At 68.6% G+C, this 14,780-nt stretch carries 13 protein-coding genes; 4 read left to right on the forward strand and 9 right to left on the reverse strand.

What is annotated here, in order from left to right; all coding sequences use genetic code 11:
* Nucleotides 1-12: 12 nt before the first annotated feature.
* The 8 genes from QRN21_RS06415 to QRN21_RS06450 all read right to left on the reverse strand — a co-directional run bounded on the left by QRN21_RS06415 (nt 13) and on the right by QRN21_RS06450 (nt 10,008).
* On the reverse strand, nt 13-1,221 hold the full coding sequence (locus QRN21_RS06415) for an endo-beta-N-acetylglucosaminidase H (RefSeq protein ID WP_285363452.1): 1,209 nt from the start codon (nt 1,219-1,221) through the stop codon (nt 13-15).
* Nucleotides 1,222-1,375: 154 nt separating this feature from the next.
* The gene (locus tag QRN21_RS06420; RefSeq protein WP_285363453.1) at nt 1,376-3,007 is read right to left on the reverse strand and encodes a fucose isomerase; all 1,632 of its coding nucleotides are present in this window, start codon (nt 3,005-3,007) and stop codon (nt 1,376-1,378) included.
* Nucleotides 3,008-3,096: 89 nt separating this feature from the next.
* On the reverse strand, nt 3,097-4,092 hold the full coding sequence (locus tag QRN21_RS06425) for a LacI family DNA-binding transcriptional regulator (protein ID WP_056275254.1): 996 nt from the start codon (nt 4,090-4,092) through the stop codon (nt 3,097-3,099).
* A gap of 55 nt (nt 4,093-4,147) precedes the next feature.
* Nucleotides 4,148-5,845 carry a long-chain-fatty-acid--CoA ligase gene (locus tag QRN21_RS06430; RefSeq protein ID WP_285363454.1) on the reverse strand — a complete coding sequence of 566 codons (1,698 nt, stop codon included), beginning with the start codon at nt 5,843-5,845 and terminating at the stop codon, nt 4,148-4,150.
* A 63-nt stretch (nt 5,846-5,908) separates the two neighbouring features.
* On the reverse strand, nt 5,909-6,778 hold the full coding sequence (locus tag QRN21_RS06435) for a dihydrodipicolinate synthase family protein (protein WP_053098052.1): 870 nt from the start codon (nt 6,776-6,778) through the stop codon (nt 5,909-5,911).
* Entirely contained in the window at nt 6,775-8,430 is a 1,656-nt protein-coding gene (locus tag QRN21_RS06440; protein ID WP_285363455.1) for a tripartite tricarboxylate transporter permease, read from the reverse strand. The genes QRN21_RS06435 and QRN21_RS06440 overlap by 4 nt, the downstream gene beginning before the upstream one ends.
* Entirely contained in the window at nt 8,427-8,963 is a 537-nt protein-coding gene (locus QRN21_RS06445; RefSeq protein WP_285363456.1) for a tripartite tricarboxylate transporter TctB family protein, read from the reverse strand. Before QRN21_RS06445 ends, QRN21_RS06440 begins: the two co-directional genes overlap by 4 nt.
* 76 nt (nt 8,964-9,039) lie before the next feature.
* Complete coding sequence (locus tag QRN21_RS06450) at nt 9,040-10,008, reverse strand: tripartite tricarboxylate transporter substrate binding protein (RefSeq protein ID WP_285363457.1); 969 nt, start codon at nt 10,006-10,008, stop codon at nt 9,040-9,042.
* A gap of 163 nt (nt 10,009-10,171) precedes the next feature.
* Here QRN21_RS06450 and QRN21_RS06455 point away from each other — a divergent pair, with 163 nt between their 5' ends.
* From QRN21_RS06455 to QRN21_RS06470, 4 genes are read left to right on the forward strand one after another with little or no spacing between them, the layout of a single operon-like run.
* Nucleotides 10,172-11,332, forward strand: coding sequence for a PP2C family protein-serine/threonine phosphatase (locus QRN21_RS06455; protein WP_285363458.1), 1,161 nt, complete (start codon nt 10,172-10,174; stop codon nt 11,330-11,332).
* Complete coding sequence (locus tag QRN21_RS06460; RefSeq protein ID WP_053098056.1) at nt 11,329-13,290, forward strand: glycosyltransferase family 2 protein; 1,962 nt, start codon at nt 11,329-11,331, stop codon at nt 13,288-13,290. Before QRN21_RS06455 ends, QRN21_RS06460 begins: the two co-directional genes overlap by 4 nt.
* Nucleotides 13,274-13,606 carry an STAS domain-containing protein gene (locus tag QRN21_RS06465; protein ID WP_053098057.1) on the forward strand — a complete coding sequence of 111 codons (333 nt, stop codon included), beginning with the start codon at nt 13,274-13,276 and terminating at the stop codon, nt 13,604-13,606. Before QRN21_RS06460 ends, QRN21_RS06465 begins: the two co-directional genes overlap by 17 nt.
* Nucleotides 13,596-14,030 carry an ATP-binding protein gene (locus QRN21_RS06470; protein ID WP_285363459.1) on the forward strand — a complete coding sequence of 145 codons (435 nt, stop codon included), beginning with the start codon at nt 13,596-13,598 and terminating at the stop codon, nt 14,028-14,030. Before QRN21_RS06465 ends, QRN21_RS06470 begins: the two co-directional genes overlap by 11 nt.
* Before the next feature lie 51 nt (nt 14,031-14,081).
* Here the strand turns inward: QRN21_RS06470 and QRN21_RS06475 are convergent, their stop codons facing one another.
* Nucleotides 14,082-14,747 carry a GntR family transcriptional regulator gene (locus QRN21_RS06475; RefSeq protein ID WP_285363460.1) on the reverse strand — a complete coding sequence of 222 codons (666 nt, stop codon included), beginning with the start codon at nt 14,745-14,747 and terminating at the stop codon, nt 14,082-14,084.
* Nucleotides 14,748-14,780: the final 33 nt, after the last annotated feature.

Below are 14,780 nucleotides of genomic sequence, written 5' to 3' on the forward strand. Positions count from 1 at the left end.
GAGCGCGCGTCGTCACTTCGACAGGACGAACGAGAGCTCGGTGACGTTGCCGGCGACGTCGACCACCTGCAGCGTGTTCTCCCCCACGACCGCACCGAAGACACCGGGCTTCACGAAGTTCAGGTCGCTCCACGCGTCGTCCGCGAGGTCCTTGACGACCCCGTTCACGGAGAGCCGGTCGATCTTGCCTTCGTCGAAGAGCTTGTAGCTCACGCGCTGGTAGCTGCCGTCGGTCTCGACCTTGGTGAATCGCGCGCCGTCCTTGATCGTGACGGTCGGCGAGGTGGTGTCGCGAGGCGCCGCCCGGTACTCCGTCGCCTCGCCCTTCAGCGCCTCGGTGATGCCCGAGAGATAGGCCGACTGATCGGTCGCGGTGAGGTTGTAGGCGACATAGACGCCGTAGCCGTCGGCGACCGTGCGGGTCGCGAAGTCCTCCGCAGTCGCGGCGCTCGTGTTCGAGAGGTCGATCGCCGCTGCCCCGAGTCGGGTGCGGTCCTCCAGCCCCGGAACGGTGGGCGCGTCATAGGTCGGGTAGTACGGGTTCCAGGCGTAGTCGAGCACGCCGGCCGCGTCGAACAGCGTGAAGTCGGTCGTCGTGTAGCTCGGACCGATCGCATACAGACTGATGATCTTGTCGGGTCCGAGACGGTCGCGCAGCGCCGTGGCCAGCCATCCGAACGACTGCGGGTTGGGCTGCGGGGTGCCGTTCGCCCCGTATTCGGTCCACTCGTCGTCGAAGTCGATGCCGTCGAGACCATAGGTCGTCACGGCGTCGGCGAGCTGCGCGGCGAACGCATCCGCCTGCGCATAGGAGGTGAAGTTCGCGAATCCCGCACCCTGATGGTTGCCGAGCACCGAGAGCAGCACCTTGGTGCCGTTCTCCTGCACCGGACGGATCTGCGTCTCGGCGTCGTCGAGCGTCTCGGTGACCCGCTCGTTGAAGTGCAGGTACGCCTTCTCGCCGTCGTAGTTGATGTTGGCGGCGAAGATCATGGCCATGTCGATGGCGGCGTCTCCGGACTCGGCAAGGGTGTAGTCGGCGACGTTGGCTAAATCGTTCGAGTTCACCTCGACGTACACGGCGAGCTGCGGGTCGACCGGCTCGGTCGTGTCGGCGGCGGCACCCGTGGTTCCGGCGAGCATGCCGGCAGCAGCGGTGGCGAGCACTCCGAGACCGGCGATGCCCTTTCGGAACCGGTGATTCCTGACGTTCTGGCTCATGACTGATCGTCTCCTTCGGCGTCGTTGTCGAATCCGGTCGCGCCGTCGCGACCTGTCGCCGACTATAGCGCTTAAGTGACAGGACGGGAAGGCAGAGAAGAAGGGGCGGATGCCCGCAGCATCCGCCCCTTCTCGACCGCCTGGATCCCTCCGCTCAGATGGTCACATCTCCGACGAGATTGACCTGGATGCCCATGCCCGCGAACATCGCGGCCTTCGCGATCAGCGCCTTGTCGGCCGTCTCGGCGTCGGGCGCGTAGACGAGCTGCGCGTGGTTGGCCTTGTGGCGGGCCATGAACTGGTCGCGCGAGATGCCGTGCAGCACGACGTGCGCGATCGGCCACTCCGGGTTCGTGGCATCCTTGCGTCGCTGCGTCTCCTCCGCAGGCAGCTCCACCACGGAGGCGCGGAAGATGTCGGCCTGCAGGATGCCGTCGGCGATGAACACGCGCGACAGCACGATCTCGCCCGGCTTCGAGACGCCGTTGATCGTGGCGCCGCCCGCAGGGAAGAAGACGTGGCCCTGTCGCCAGCCCTCGGCGTTCTGCCATCCGCCGAGATGCGAGGCGGGCACCGAGCCCGAGATCTCGTAGACCCAGACGAACTCTCCGTCGAAGTCCTCGCCCCAGCGCACGTCGTGCAGGGTGTTGTCGGGCACCAGACCCATGGCGCGCCAGACCCGGTCGGTGACGAGGGCGTCGACTGCCACCCCCTCGTCAGCCTCGTTGAAGTGCGGGAAGGCCCGGCCGTCGTGCAGCACGCGCGAACCGTCGCGAGAGGTGACGGGAGGGCGCTCGGTCGAATTCAGGATGCCCTCGGCGAGGTCCGATGCAGGGACGAGGTCCTTCAGGCCCTGCTGGTACTGGATGCCGACAGCGTCGAGCCCGAAATCATCGGCGATGCGGAGTGCGGCGATGTACATCTTCAACTGCCACTGCACCTGCTCACGGGTCAGCTCGGTGGCGGCATCCTCGCCGTAGCGGAAGGTCATGCCGGCGTCGATCAGCCAGTCGTAGGCGGCATCCGCCTCATCCTCGCCGACCTCGAGCATCTCGGCGTACAGTGCGGACTGCGAGAGGCGCTCCTTGTAGATGCCCGTCTGGTTGAGCAGCTCGTCGTCGAAGATCGCGTTGTACATGCCCATGCAGCCCTCGTCGAAGACGCCGATGATGGCCTTCTCGGCGCGCAGCTCGGCGGCGAGCGCCTCACCCAGCTGCTTCTCGGGGCTGTCCGGCAGCTCGGGCAGAGGACGCACATGCGAGGCGTCATGGGTGATCGACCCGGTCTCCGTCCACTCCCTGATGCCGCTCGTGAACCAGTCGTCGGTGAAGTCGACCGACCAGATCGTGGAATAGGGCTTGCCCATCTTGGTGAGGCCGGCGTTGAGGCCGAGGAGTCCGACCAGGCCGGGCCAGTCCCCGGCGAAGTTCGCGACCGTGAGGATCGGCCCCTCGTGGGTGCGCAGTCCTGCGAGCACGTGGTGCGAGTACTGCCACACGGCCTCGGCGACGATCAGCGGAGCATCCGTCGGGATGCTCTTGAAGACCTCGAGGCCCATGCGCTGGCTCGAGATGAAGCCGTGGCCGGTCTCGGGATCGACGTCGTTGGCTCGGACGACGCTCCAGCCGAGCTGTTCGAAGACGCCGGTGACGCCCGCTTCGAGTTCGACCTGCACGGGCCAGCCGCCCGTGTTCGCGGCTTCGCGCAGGTCGCCGGAGGCGATCAGGTACGCGGTCTTCGGCGCGGACACCGGTCGGGATGCCGTCGTCGGCAGGGTATAGGTCATGACTCGCGTCCTCCTTGATCGCACGTGTCCTGCAACTGTACGTGAAATCGGTTTCAGCACGCAAGCAGTAGGACAGAGCGTCGTCTGCGTCAGTGCGTGGCGGTCGCGCCCGCGCGGGCGGGCTGGACCTCGGCCGGCAGCACCACGGTGCGCGACGGACCACCGGCCCCACCGATGCGCTCGAGCAGCATCCGCGCCGCCCGGACTCCCATCTCGCGTGCCGGGAGGCGCACGACGGTCACCGCTGTGGGCGAGAGGGTGGTGAACGGCAGCGAGCCGATCACCGCCACGCCGACCCGCGGCGGGGTCAGGCCGTGCTCCGTCAGCACCTGGATCGCACCGACGCCGATCAGGTTGTTCCCCGCCACCACCGCGTCCGGCGGCTCCGGGAGCGCGAGCAGCTCTTCCATGGCGCCCCTGCCTCCGTCGACGCGGAAGGTCGCGAAGCGCAGCAGCTCATCGGCATCGACCTCGGGGGCGCGCGCCGCGAGCGCAGACCGCCAGCCGGCAGCGCGCTCTGCGGCCGTGTCGATCCCCTCCGGACCGCCGATGTACGCGACCCTCCGGAATCCGGCGGCGAGCAGCGCTTCGGTGGCCGATGCCCCGGCCTCGCGATTGGCCATGACCACACCGTCGACGTCGTAGACCGTATGCCGATCGACGGCGACGACGGGGCGCCCCGTGTCGAGGATGCCGTCGAGCCTCGTGCGTTCGGACGCGGGGGCGATGATCACACCCGACATGTGCTCGGAGACCGCGATCTGGAGGTAGGTCGTCTCCTTCTCGGGCTGCGAGTCGGAGTTGCAGAGCACGACCGAGTATCCGGCCTCGGACGCGACGTCCTCGACGCCTCTGGCCATCTCGGTGAAGTAGGGGTTCTCGATGTCGGGGATCACCAGCCCGATGACCTCGGACCTCTGCCGCCGCAGATTGCGAGCCGTGCGGTTGGGCGTGAAACGCAGCTGCTCGGCGGCCCGGCGCACCGCCTCGACCTTCGCGGCGGAGACGCTGGTGCCGTTGAACACCCGCGAGACGGTGGCGGGCGAGACCTGCGCGAGTCGAGCGACATCGTAGATCGTGGCCATCGGCACACTGTAACCGGTTTCAGGTCGCCACGGAGAGTTCGTCTGCGCCGGCGCGTCAGTCGGCCAGCATCCGATCCCGCACCTGCCTGCGCAGGACCTTTCCGATGAGCGAGCGGGGCAGCTCGTCGACGACCGTGATGCGCTTGGGCACCTTGTAGGGCGTCAGCCGCGTGCGGCAGAAGTCGCGCAGCGCACCGGTGTCGAGCACAGCTCCCTCGCGGAGCACGACCGCAGCGGCGATCTCCTCTCCCCCGCTCGACCGCGGAAGGCCGACGACCGCGGCCGCGACCACGTCCGGGTGCGCCTCGAGCGCGTCCTCGACCTCACTGGGCGACACGTTGAAGCCGCCCGTGATGATGAGCTCCTTGAGGCGGTCGACGATCGTGACGAAGCCGTCGACCGAGACCTCGGCGATGTCGCCTGTGCGCAGCCATCCGTCAGACAGCAGGACATCGGCGGTGTCGCCGGGACGGCGCCAGTACCCCTGGAAGACCTGCGGGCCGCGGATGAGCAGCTCGCCTCGTTCGCCGACGGGCAGGTCGACGTCGGTGTCGGCGGGGTCGACGACGCGGATCTCGGTGCTCGGGAAGGGCACTCCGACCGTGCCAGGGCGCCTGCTCCTGCCCATCGGGTTGCCGAGCGCGACGGGCGAGCTCTCGGTCATGCCATAGCCCTCGACGAGCAGACCGCCGGTGGCCTCCTCCCACCGCTGCACTGTCGCGACGGGAAGGCTCATCGCCCCGGAGATGGCGAATCGGACGGTCGAGAGGTCGATGGTCCCCCGCGATGCGGCTCGGGCGAGCTGGTCATAGATCGGCGGGACCGCGGGCAGGAACGTGGGCGGACTGGTGCGGGCCGCCTTCGTGACCAGGCCGAGGTCGAACGTCGGGAAGAGCACCAGCTTCGCGCCGATGCTCATCGCGAAGGTCAGGCACAGCGTCATGCCGTAGGCGTGGAACAGCGGCAGCACGCCGTAGAACGTCTCCTCGCCGTCGACCAGACCGGGCACCCATGCCTGGCCCTGCATCGCGTTGGCGCGCAGGTTCGCGTGAGTGAGGATCGCGCCTTTGGGCGTGCCCGTGGTTCCGCTCGTGTACTGCAGCAGGGCGGTGTCGTCGAGCGTCGGGCCGGCGACCTTGCGCGAGAGCGGCCGATGGTCGACCAGCTTCCTCCAGGCCACTGCTCGCCGTGTCCGCGGGGTGGCCGTCAGCTTCGCGCGCGCCGCGCGCGCCTTCGGGATGGGCAGGCGCAGCAGCATCCGCTGAGCGGCGGGCATCGCCTCGGTGAGGTCGACGCTCACGATGTGCTCGACTCGCAGATCGGAGGGGAACTCGGCGATCGTGTCGACCGTCTTGTCCCAGACGATCGCGACCTTCGCTCCGTGATCCTCGAACTGGTGCCGCAGCTCCCTCGCCGTGTAGAGCGGGTTGTGCTCGACGACGATCGCTCCCAGGCGCAGCGCCGCGTAGAACGCCACGACGTGCTGCGGGCAGTTCGGCAGCACGAGGGCGACCCGGTCGCCCTTGTGCACGCCCAGGCGCCTCAGCCCCTCGGCAGCGCGCGCGATCTGGTCGCCGAGCTCGCGGTAGGTCGTGACCGCACCGAAGAACTCGAGCGCCGGTCGACGAGCGAAAGCGGCGATGCTCGCCGACAACATCTCCGGCAGCGTCTGCGTCGGAGCGTCGATCTCGGCGGGCACACCGTCCGCGTAGGAGTCGAGCCATGGCCGGGATTCATACGGGGAGTCGGACATGGGTCCATCCTGCCCCGAACGGCTGTGAGCCGGCCCGCCCCACGCGGCGCGAGATGCGAGCGGCTAGCTGTGCGCCGCCACCACCTGCGCGACGGCGCGACGCTCGTCGTCCGTCGGCTCGGCGATCGCCATGCGGCAGTGCGTGTCGACCACATCGAGCACGCGGTAGGCCTCTTTCATCCGCGCCATGTCGCCGCCGATGAGCGACACGACATCGTCGACCGCGGCCTGCGCGACCGCGATGGCGTCGGCATCGCCGGAACGGCCGGCGTCGGCCAGGGCACGGAAGGGCTTCGGGGTGACCGAGGAGACGCCCGAGACGACACCCTGGGCACCCACCTGCACGGCCGCGATCAGGTCGCGGTCGGCGCCGGTGTAGAGGTCGAAATCAGCGGGCACCGCGGCCCTGTAGGCGGCGATGTCGTCGAGCGACAGCTCGCTGATCTTCGCGCCCACGATGTTCGGCAGCGCGGCAAGCCGCGTCAGCAGCTCGACCGACACCGGATTCCCGCTGCGCGCGGGATAGATGTAGACGTAGAGACGACCGTCGCCGATCGCGCTCGACAGCGCCTCGTAGTACTCGAAGATCGACTCGTCCGTGGCCTTGAGGTAGTAAGGGGTGAGGGCGGCGAATTCGGTCGCACCCAGCCCCTTCGCGATCTCGACGAGACGCAGCGCCTCGAAGGTGCTCGGCTGGCCGACGTGCACGACGACGCGCATGCGGTCCTTCAGCTCGGCCAGCGCGGCCTCGACGATCGCCGCGAACTCGGTCGCGTCGACGGCAGGGAACTCGCCCGTGGTGCCGAGGACGAAGGCGCCCTCGTTGCCCGATTCGGCGACGAAGCGGAAGATCGCTCGCGATCCCTCGAGGTCGAGTGCGCCGTCGCTGTGGAAGGCTGTGGGCACGGCGGTGAGGATGTCGTAGCGGGTCACTTCTCGTTCTCCTTGGAGTTCTTACGGGTCTTGCGCGGGCGCCTCGTGGCGGCCGGGACGCTGCGGACGGTCGATGTGAGCAGGTCGGGGTCGGCGGCGAGCTCGCCCTGCGCCTTCTCGATCTGCTCCCGGCTCTCGGCATCGAGGATCGAGTCCTCGAGTGAGCCGCGCTCGGCACGGGGTGTGCGGGCCGCGCGGATCGCCGGCATGACGATCGAGAGCACGGCGAGCGCGAGCAGCACGATCGCGATCGGACTGACGACCTCGAAGAACGGCCGCGTGGGCAGGATCGCCAGCGTGCGAGCCAGGTTCTCCTCGGCCAGGGGGCCGAGCAGCAGGCCGAGCACGATCGGCCCGGCCGGCACCTGCATCCGCTTGAGCAGCACTCCGATGACACCGAACACGAGCATCGTGACGACGGTCGACAGGCTGTTCGACGTGGCGTACGTGCCGATGATGCAGAAGATCAGGATGCCGCTCCACAGGTAGGGCTGCGGCACGTCGAGCAGCTTCACCATGCCCTTCATGCGCACGAGGCTCAGCCCGAGGGAGAGCAGGGTCGCGACGAGCATGATGCCCACGATCGAGACGACGAGGTCGGGGCGGTTGGTGAACAGCGTGGGTCCGGGGGTGATGCCCCAGATGATCATCGACCCGATCATCACCGCCATCACCGAGTCGCCGGGGATGCCGAGGGCCATCGTGGTCGTGAGGGAGCCGCCGAGCGTGGCGCTGGACGCGGTGTCGGATGCCGCGACGCCCTCGATGGAGCCCTTGCCGAACATCTCGGGGTGCTTCGATGCCTTGCGGGCTCGTTCCCATCCGATCAGACCGGCGATGTCGCCACCGGCTGCCGGGATGAGCCCGACCCCGAGACCGACGGCGCCGCCGACCGCGGTGGCTCGACCGCTCTGCTTCAGCTCGGCGCGATTCGGCCACCAGCGGCCGAGGCTCGAGATCGGGCGCACGTGCGACTTGCGATACGTGAGCAGCTGGTCGAAGAGCTCGGCGATGCCGAAGAGTCCGATGATCACGGCGATGAAGTTGACGCCCTCGACCAGCTCGAGCACTCCGAAGGTGAATCGCTGGTCCGCCGTGGCGGCATACGTTCCGACGGTGCCGAGCATGAGGCCGAAGAGACCGGCGAGGATGCCCTTGAGCATCGACTTCGACGAGATCCCGATCATGATCGCGATGCCGAAGACGACGAGCGCGAACAGCTCGGGCGACTTGAAGTAGTCGCGGGCGAAGCTGGCGATCGGCACGGCGGCGACGGCGAAGAGCACGAGGGAGGCGAGGATGCCGACGGCCGAGACGATCGCCGAGATCGTCAGCGCGAGACCGGCTCGCCCCTGCTTCGCCATCGGATAGCCGTCGAGAGTCGTCGCGATCGACGCGGGAGTGCCGGGGGTGTTGATGAGGATCGACGGCACGCGGTCGCCGAAGTTCGCGGCGACGTAGATCGTCAGCAGCACCGCGAGGCCCTGCACGGGCTCCAGCGTGAGCGTGAATCCTGCGGCGAGAGCGACCGCCATGGTCGCGGTGATGCCGGGGAAGGCGCCGACCATGAAGCCGAGCAGCAGCCCGACAAGCATGTACAGCAGGATCGAGATGTCGAGGAGCGAGTTCAGCCCCTCCATGAGCGCGTTCACAGCGGGATCCTCAGGAGCATGCCGAACACCACGTAGACGAACGCGGTGACGGAGACGGAGTAGATGATCAGGCTCAGCCACCGGCGGTGCCCGTAGAGGAGCATGAGAGCGGCCATCAGCACGGCGGCGGCGATCGGGAAGACCTCGATGCGGTAGCCGAAGAGGATGACGGATCCGAGCGACCACACCGCGATGAAGGCCCCGGCGATCAGCAGGGTGGCGATGACGCGGACCACGCCGCCCGGCTGGATGCGGTCGAGGTCTTCGCGGCCGGGATCGGGGCGGGTGATCGCCAGAGCCAGGATCACGAGCGAGACGACGACCGCCGTGACCGCGAGGACCATGGGCCAGAAGCGCGCGTCGATCTGTCCGGGCAGTGCCTCTCGGCGCAGCGGGATCTGCGTGGCCAGGAAGAGATAACCGGCGCTGAACGCCAGGGCGACGGCGCCGAAGACGATCTCGAGCGGTCGCGAGGGCGGTGCCCCCTGGTGCGCGTCCTGCTCGATCGCAGGAGTGACATCGGCGTGGGACATGGTGCTCCTTCCCTGGTCTGACGTGCGGCGACGGACTGCGGGGCCGACGTGCGGCCGACCCCGCAGTCGGAGCCGGTCAGCCCAGGAGGTCCTTGAACAGGTCGAACTGCTCGTTCACGAACGTCGTCCACTCGGCCGAGTCGCGGTAGACCACGAGGTTGCCGGCATCCTTCTGGAACTGCTGGTAGGTGTCGGACTCGACGGCCTCCTTGACGGCGGCCTCGAGCTCGCTCTTCACGTCATCCGGCAGACCCTTGGGGGCGTAGATGCCGCCCCAGCCGCCGAAGACCACGTCTTCGCCGATCGCCTCGTCGGCTGTCGGCACGTCCTCGGCGTCGGGGTGACGCTCGTCGTTGAGGACTGCGAGGATGCGCACGGCCTCGCCCTGCGCGAGAGCCTCGCCCAGGCCGGACACGGCGGCGACGGTCTCACCGGATGCGGCGGCGGCGACCGCCGTCGCTCCACCGTCGTAGGGAACCGGCGTGAACGCGGCACCGGTCGCGTCGCCGAGGCCGATCGTCGCGGCCTCCCAGATGGAACCCGCGCCGGAGTTGGCGACGGTCACGGCGCCGGCCTCGGCCTGGGCGACCAGGTCTTCCAGAGTCTCGATGCCGCTGTTCGCGCCGACCGTGACGACACCGGGGGCGAGCATGATCTGGCCCAGCAGGTCGAAGTCCTCGGGCAGCACGTTCGCGCTCTGCGTGGTGTTGAGCATCGCGATCTCGACCGGGGCGAACCCGATGACGTAGCCGTCCGGATCCTGCGATCCGACGTATTCCATCGCGAGAGCTCCTGCCGCACCCGGCATGTTCTCGGGGATCACGCTGACGCCGAGGATGCCCTCGAGCTCGGTCGCGAGGGCACGCGACGACAGGTCGGATCCACCGCCCGGGTTCGCCTGGATGATCAGACGGATGTCATTCTCGGGAAAGGCGGATTCCGCGTCTTCACGCTCTTCGACCTTCGTGCAGGCCGACAGGACGAGAGCGGTGGCGGCGACGGCCGCGAGAGCGGCGGCGGCCCGGGTGATGCGCTTGCGGGGCATCTTTGCTCCTCTACGTGGGTCGACCTTGTTGTCGACCCCCTGACCGTATCAGTGTTGACTGTTAACAGTCAACACTGATACCGGTATACAACTCTCCGCCACCGCCTGTCATCCGCGCCCCGGCAGGTGCGAGGATGAGAGCAGCTACGAGGGGAGCGGAGCAATGTTCGATGAACGCAGACGCCAGCAGGCACTGGAGGAACTCGGGATCCTGGACACACCACGGGATGAACGAGTGGATCGGGTCGCCAGGCTGGCTCAGCAGATGTTCGGTATGCCGATGGTGAGCGTCTCGCTCCTGGACGGCGACCGCCAGTGGCGCAAGTCGGAGATCGGACTCGGCGGGCGAGAGGCGCCCCGACAGGATTCGTTCTGCGACTACACGGTCGGCCAGGACCGCACGGTGGTGATCGAGGATGCCAGCGCGACCGAGAACTTCGCGGCGAATCCGTTCGTGGTCGGTGATCCGCACCTCCGGTTCTACGCCGGGCACCCGCTGCACGCACCCGGCGGCGAACCGGTGGGAACGCTGTGCGTCCTCGACACCGAGCCGCACACCTTCTCGGAGGCGCAGCGCGACCTGCTGCGCGACCTCGCCTTCTGGGTGCAGACCGAGCTCGCGGCCGACGCCGAGCTCGATCAGGCCACTCTGATCCAGAGCGCGCTGCGACCGCACTCGCTCCCCACCATCGCCGGCTACACGATCGCGGGCGGGGGCGCCTCGCGTGGCCGCCTGGCGGGTGACTTCTACGACCTCCGCCTCCACGGCGGCGCGCTGCGCATCACCCTCGCCGACGCGATGGGCAAGGGCACGGGTCCCGCCATCATCGCCGCGGGCGTGCGCGCCTCACTGCGCACCGCTCCCGAGCGCAGCATCGCCGAGGCCGTCGCCGACGCCGACCGGCTGCTCGAGGAGGACCTCTCCGAGACGACGATGTTCGTGACGGCGGTCCACGCCGAGCTGCAGCCCGAGACCGGCGATCTCGAGGTGATCGACGCCGGGCACAGCCTCGCGTTCATCCTCCGAGCCGACGGCTCGTGGGAGCACCTTCGCTCGACCGGCCTCCCCCTGGGGATGGGCGCCGCCCTTCCGGACCAGGATGCTCGGGAGTCCCGGAGCACGCGCCTCGAACCCGGAGACGCCTTCGTGTGCTGCAGCGACGGCCTGCTCGACGTGCTCGACGCCGATGACCCGTTCGCCCACGTGGCCCGCGTGCTCGACGCGCTCGGTCCCGATGGGGCGATCAACGAGGCGCTGCAGCTCATCTCGGACGATCGAGCGACCGACGACATCACCGTGGTCGTGGTGCGGCGCGACGCATGACCGCCCGCTTCGCCGCGATCCGCATCATCGCGGTGCTGTCCGTGCTGCTCGGTGTGAACTACGTCGCGTGGCGCTGGCTCGAATCGGTGAACTGGTCGGCGTGGTGGATCGCCGTGCCCCTGGTGATCGCAGAGACCTACAGCCTGATCGACACCTTCCTCTTCTGTCTCACGATGTGGCGGGCCAAAGAGCGGCCGGCTCCCGTGTCGCCGCCTCAGGGCACGGTCGACGTGTTCATCGCGACGTACAACGAGCCGATCGAGCTCGTGATGACGACCGCGCGAGCAGCGCGCGGGATCGCCTATCCGCACACCACCTGGATCCTCGACGACGGTGCCCGACCCGAGCTCGAGCGGGCCGCCCGCGACGCCGACATCGGCTACCTCACCCGCTCCGACGACTGGATGGGCAAGCCCCGTCACGCGAAGGCGGGCAACCTCAACAGCGCGCTCTTCGAGACCGACGGGGAGTTCCTCCTCATCCTCGACGCGGATCAGATCCCCGATCCGCTAATCCTGCACCGCACGCTCGGGTACTTCGCCGACGACCCGGAGGTCGCCGTGGTGCAGACCCCGCAGTGGTTCGTCAACGTCGACGAGGCCGATCCGCTCGGCAGCCAGGCGCCGCTGTTCTACGGCCCGATCCAGCAGGGCAAGGACGGCTGGAACGCGGCGTTCTTCTGCGGATCGAACGCCGTGCTCCGTCGCGACGCCCTGATGCAGCTCGGCATCATCGGCTACGTGCGCGAGGTGACGGACACCGCGGCTCGCGCGCTGCGCACCTCCGAGACCCTGGTCGAGAAGGAGATGCGCTCGGCATCCGATCCCGAACTGCGTCGCGAGCTTTTCGCACTGCACGTGACGATCGGCCAGAGCCGTCGTGATCTCGCCGGCGGCGCGCCCGTGCGCGAGGTCGCCGACGCGGTGCTGGCTGCGGTGCACAACGCCTCGGTGATCCTGGTCGCCAAGGACCTCGCCGGCATCAGATCCGACCTCGCGGAGCTGGGCTCCCTGCCGATCGCCCACGATGCGCAACTCGACGCGATCGTCGTCGACGAGGCGGGCCTGACGGCGCTCGCCCAGTCGGATCTGTCGCCGATCACTGCTCTCGACGCCGTACGAGCGCTGCTCGACGCTCTCCGCCTCGACCGCGGCGACGAGGCGCAGCCGATCCTTCCGCTCGCCACGATCTCGGTCACGGAGGACATGGCCACCGCGATGCAGCTGCACTCGCTCGGCTGGCGCAGCGTCTACCACCACGAGATCCTGGCGAAGGGCCTCGCGCCCGAGGATCTGCGGACGATGCTGACGCAGCGCCTGCGCTGGGCGCAGGGCACGCTGCAGGTGATGCTGCGCGACAACCCGCTCGCGAAGCGCGGACTGTCGATCGGGCAGCGGCTGATGTACTTCGCCACGATGTGGAGCTATCTCTCGGGGTTCGCCGCCGTGATCTATCTCACGGCGCCGGTCGTCTACCTGGTGTTCGGCGTGCTTCCCGTGACCGCCTGGTCGGTCGACTTCTTCGTGCGGTTCCTGCCCTACTTCCTCGTCAACCAGCTGCTGTTCCTCGTGGTCGCCAAGGGGCTGAGAACCTGGCGCGGGCAGCAGTATTCGCTCGCGCTGTTCCCGGTCTGGATCCGCGCATGCTGGACGGCGTTCGCGAACGTGGTCTTCGGCCGCCCCCTGTCGTTCGCCGTCACGCGCAAGGACGGACGGGATCCGCGAGGAGTGCCGTGGCGCGAGATCTGGCCGCAGCTGACCGCGATGGTCGTGCTCAGCGTGGCGCTCGTGATCGGGATCACCCGCGTCGTCATCGGAACGGGCGACGGCACCGGCACCCTGGTCAACACGGTGTGGGTGCTGTACGACCTCGTCGTGCTCAGCGTCATCATCCAAGCCGCCCGCTACCGCGGACCGGCCCGAACCCTCGAGGAGGAGAACCATGGATCTCAGCACTGACATCAGGGACGGCTTCGCCGTGATCTCCCTGTCCGGACGCCTCACGGCGACGGGAGCACCGCTGCTCCGCAAGGCGGTGAACGACCTCGTGGCCGGAGGCGAGTCGAGGATCGTGATCGACATGGCCGACCTGCAGTTCGTCGATTCGTCGGGGCTGGGAGCCCTCGTCGGCGGTCTGAAGAGCGCCAGGGTCGCCGGCGGCGATCTGCGCATCGCGGCAGTGCCCGAGGCGGTGCGGACGGTGCTGCACCTGACGAATCTCGACCGCGTGCTGCTCGACCACCCGACACCCGAGACGGCGTTCGATGGGCGTTGAGGAGCGCCGGGCGCACGTCGCGGGCCTCGCCGGCCCCGCCTTCGTCGAGCACGTCCTCGACGCCCTGGACGCCCTCTGGGAGTCCGCCCCGCATGTGGCGCCCGAGGACCGCACACTGTTCGCACTGGCGGTCAGCGAGGTGTCGACGAACATCGCCACGCACGCTGACGCGCAGGGCGAGCCGGATGTCGGCATCACCGTCGAGGTCGACATCGAGGTCGGCTCCGACGACCTCGTCGCGACCTTCGTCGACACGGCCGATCCGGCCAGGATCGACTGGGATGCGGTCACGATGCCCGGCGTCGACAGCGAGAGCGGACGCGGCCTCGCCCTGTCGAGCGCTGTGCTCGACGATTTCGAGCACAGCGGCGATGCGACCGGCAACACCTGGGTGCTGCGTCGTCGCCTGACGCCTCCCGCCTGATCCGGACGGAGATCTGTCGGAGACCGTCAGAGATCCGACGCGCAGGCGCCGTCAGGCGGGTCGGTCGGCGAGCTCGCTGAGCATCCGGTCGCGTGCGCCGTCGAGGTGGGCGGTGAGCACCGCCGCAGCCTCGTCGGGGCTGCCGGAGCGCATCACCTCCATGAGCTTCATGTGGTCGTCGGACGACTCGTGGAGGTCGTCGTCGTGGTTGATGGTCACCTCGAGGAGCGACGCGAAGGTCGGCAGGTACTGACTCCACGCGCCCTGCAGACGCGGATGGTCGGCGAGGACGTAGATCTCGGAGTGGAACTCGAGGTCGGCGGCGACGAAGGCGGCGTGATCGCCCCTGTCTGCGGCCTCACTCATGCGATCGACCGCAGCCGCCATCGATGCCCAGCGCTCGTCGTCCTCCACCCTCATGGCGCGCGACAGTGCGAGCTGCTCGAGGGCGCCGCGCAGACTGTAGAGCTGATCCACGTCGTCCTGCGAGAGCCCGGTGATGTACACGCCCCGAGGGCGCTGCACTTCGACGAGCTTCTCGAAGCTGAGCTGGGTGAGGGCGTCGCGGATCGGCCCCCTGCTCACCGAGAACTCCTCGGCGAGGGCCTCCTCGGTGATGCGCGCGCCGGGCGAGAGCTCGCCGCGCACGATGCGCTGACGCAGGACCTGCGCCACCTGCGCGCCGAGGGACTCTCCGCGCTTGACGGTCTGTGTCACGGTGACCTCCTGTTAACTGTTGACAGGATACAC

It is taken from the genome of Microbacterium sp. LMC-P-041 (assembly GCF_030209555.1).
In the GTDB taxonomy this organism is placed as follows: domain Bacteria; phylum Actinomycetota; class Actinomycetes; order Actinomycetales; family Microbacteriaceae; genus Microbacterium.

Coding starts and splice junctions, on each gene's coding strand:
- QRN21_RS06455 (WP_285363458.1), top strand. CDS start 10,172: ATGTTCGATGAACGCAGACGCCAGCAGGCACTGGAGGAACTCGGGATC.
- QRN21_RS06470 (WP_285363459.1), top strand. CDS start 13,596: ATGGGCGTTGAGGAGCGCCGGGCGCACGTCGCGGGCCTCGCCGGCCCC.
- QRN21_RS06460 (WP_053098056.1), top strand. CDS start 11,329: ATGACCGCCCGCTTCGCCGCGATCCGCATCATCGCGGTGCTGTCCGTG.
- QRN21_RS06465 (WP_053098057.1), top strand. CDS start 13,274: ATGGATCTCAGCACTGACATCAGGGACGGCTTCGCCGTGATCTCCCTG.
- QRN21_RS06445 (WP_285363456.1), bottom strand. CDS start 8,963: ATGTCCCACGCCGATGTCACTCCTGCGATCGAGCAGGACGCGCACCAG.
- QRN21_RS06415 (WP_285363452.1), bottom strand. CDS start 1,221: ATGAGCCAGAACGTCAGGAATCACCGGTTCCGAAAGGGCATCGCCGGT.
- QRN21_RS06420 (WP_285363453.1), bottom strand. CDS start 3,007: ATGACCTATACCCTGCCGACGACGGCATCCCGACCGGTGTCCGCGCCG.
- QRN21_RS06450 (WP_285363457.1), bottom strand. CDS start 10,008: ATGCCCCGCAAGCGCATCACCCGGGCCGCCGCCGCTCTCGCGGCCGTC.
- QRN21_RS06430 (WP_285363454.1), bottom strand. CDS start 5,845: ATGTCCGACTCCCCGTATGAATCCCGGCCATGGCTCGACTCCTACGCG.
- QRN21_RS06425 (WP_056275254.1), bottom strand. CDS start 4,092: ATGGCCACGATCTACGATGTCGCTCGACTCGCGCAGGTCTCGCCCGCC.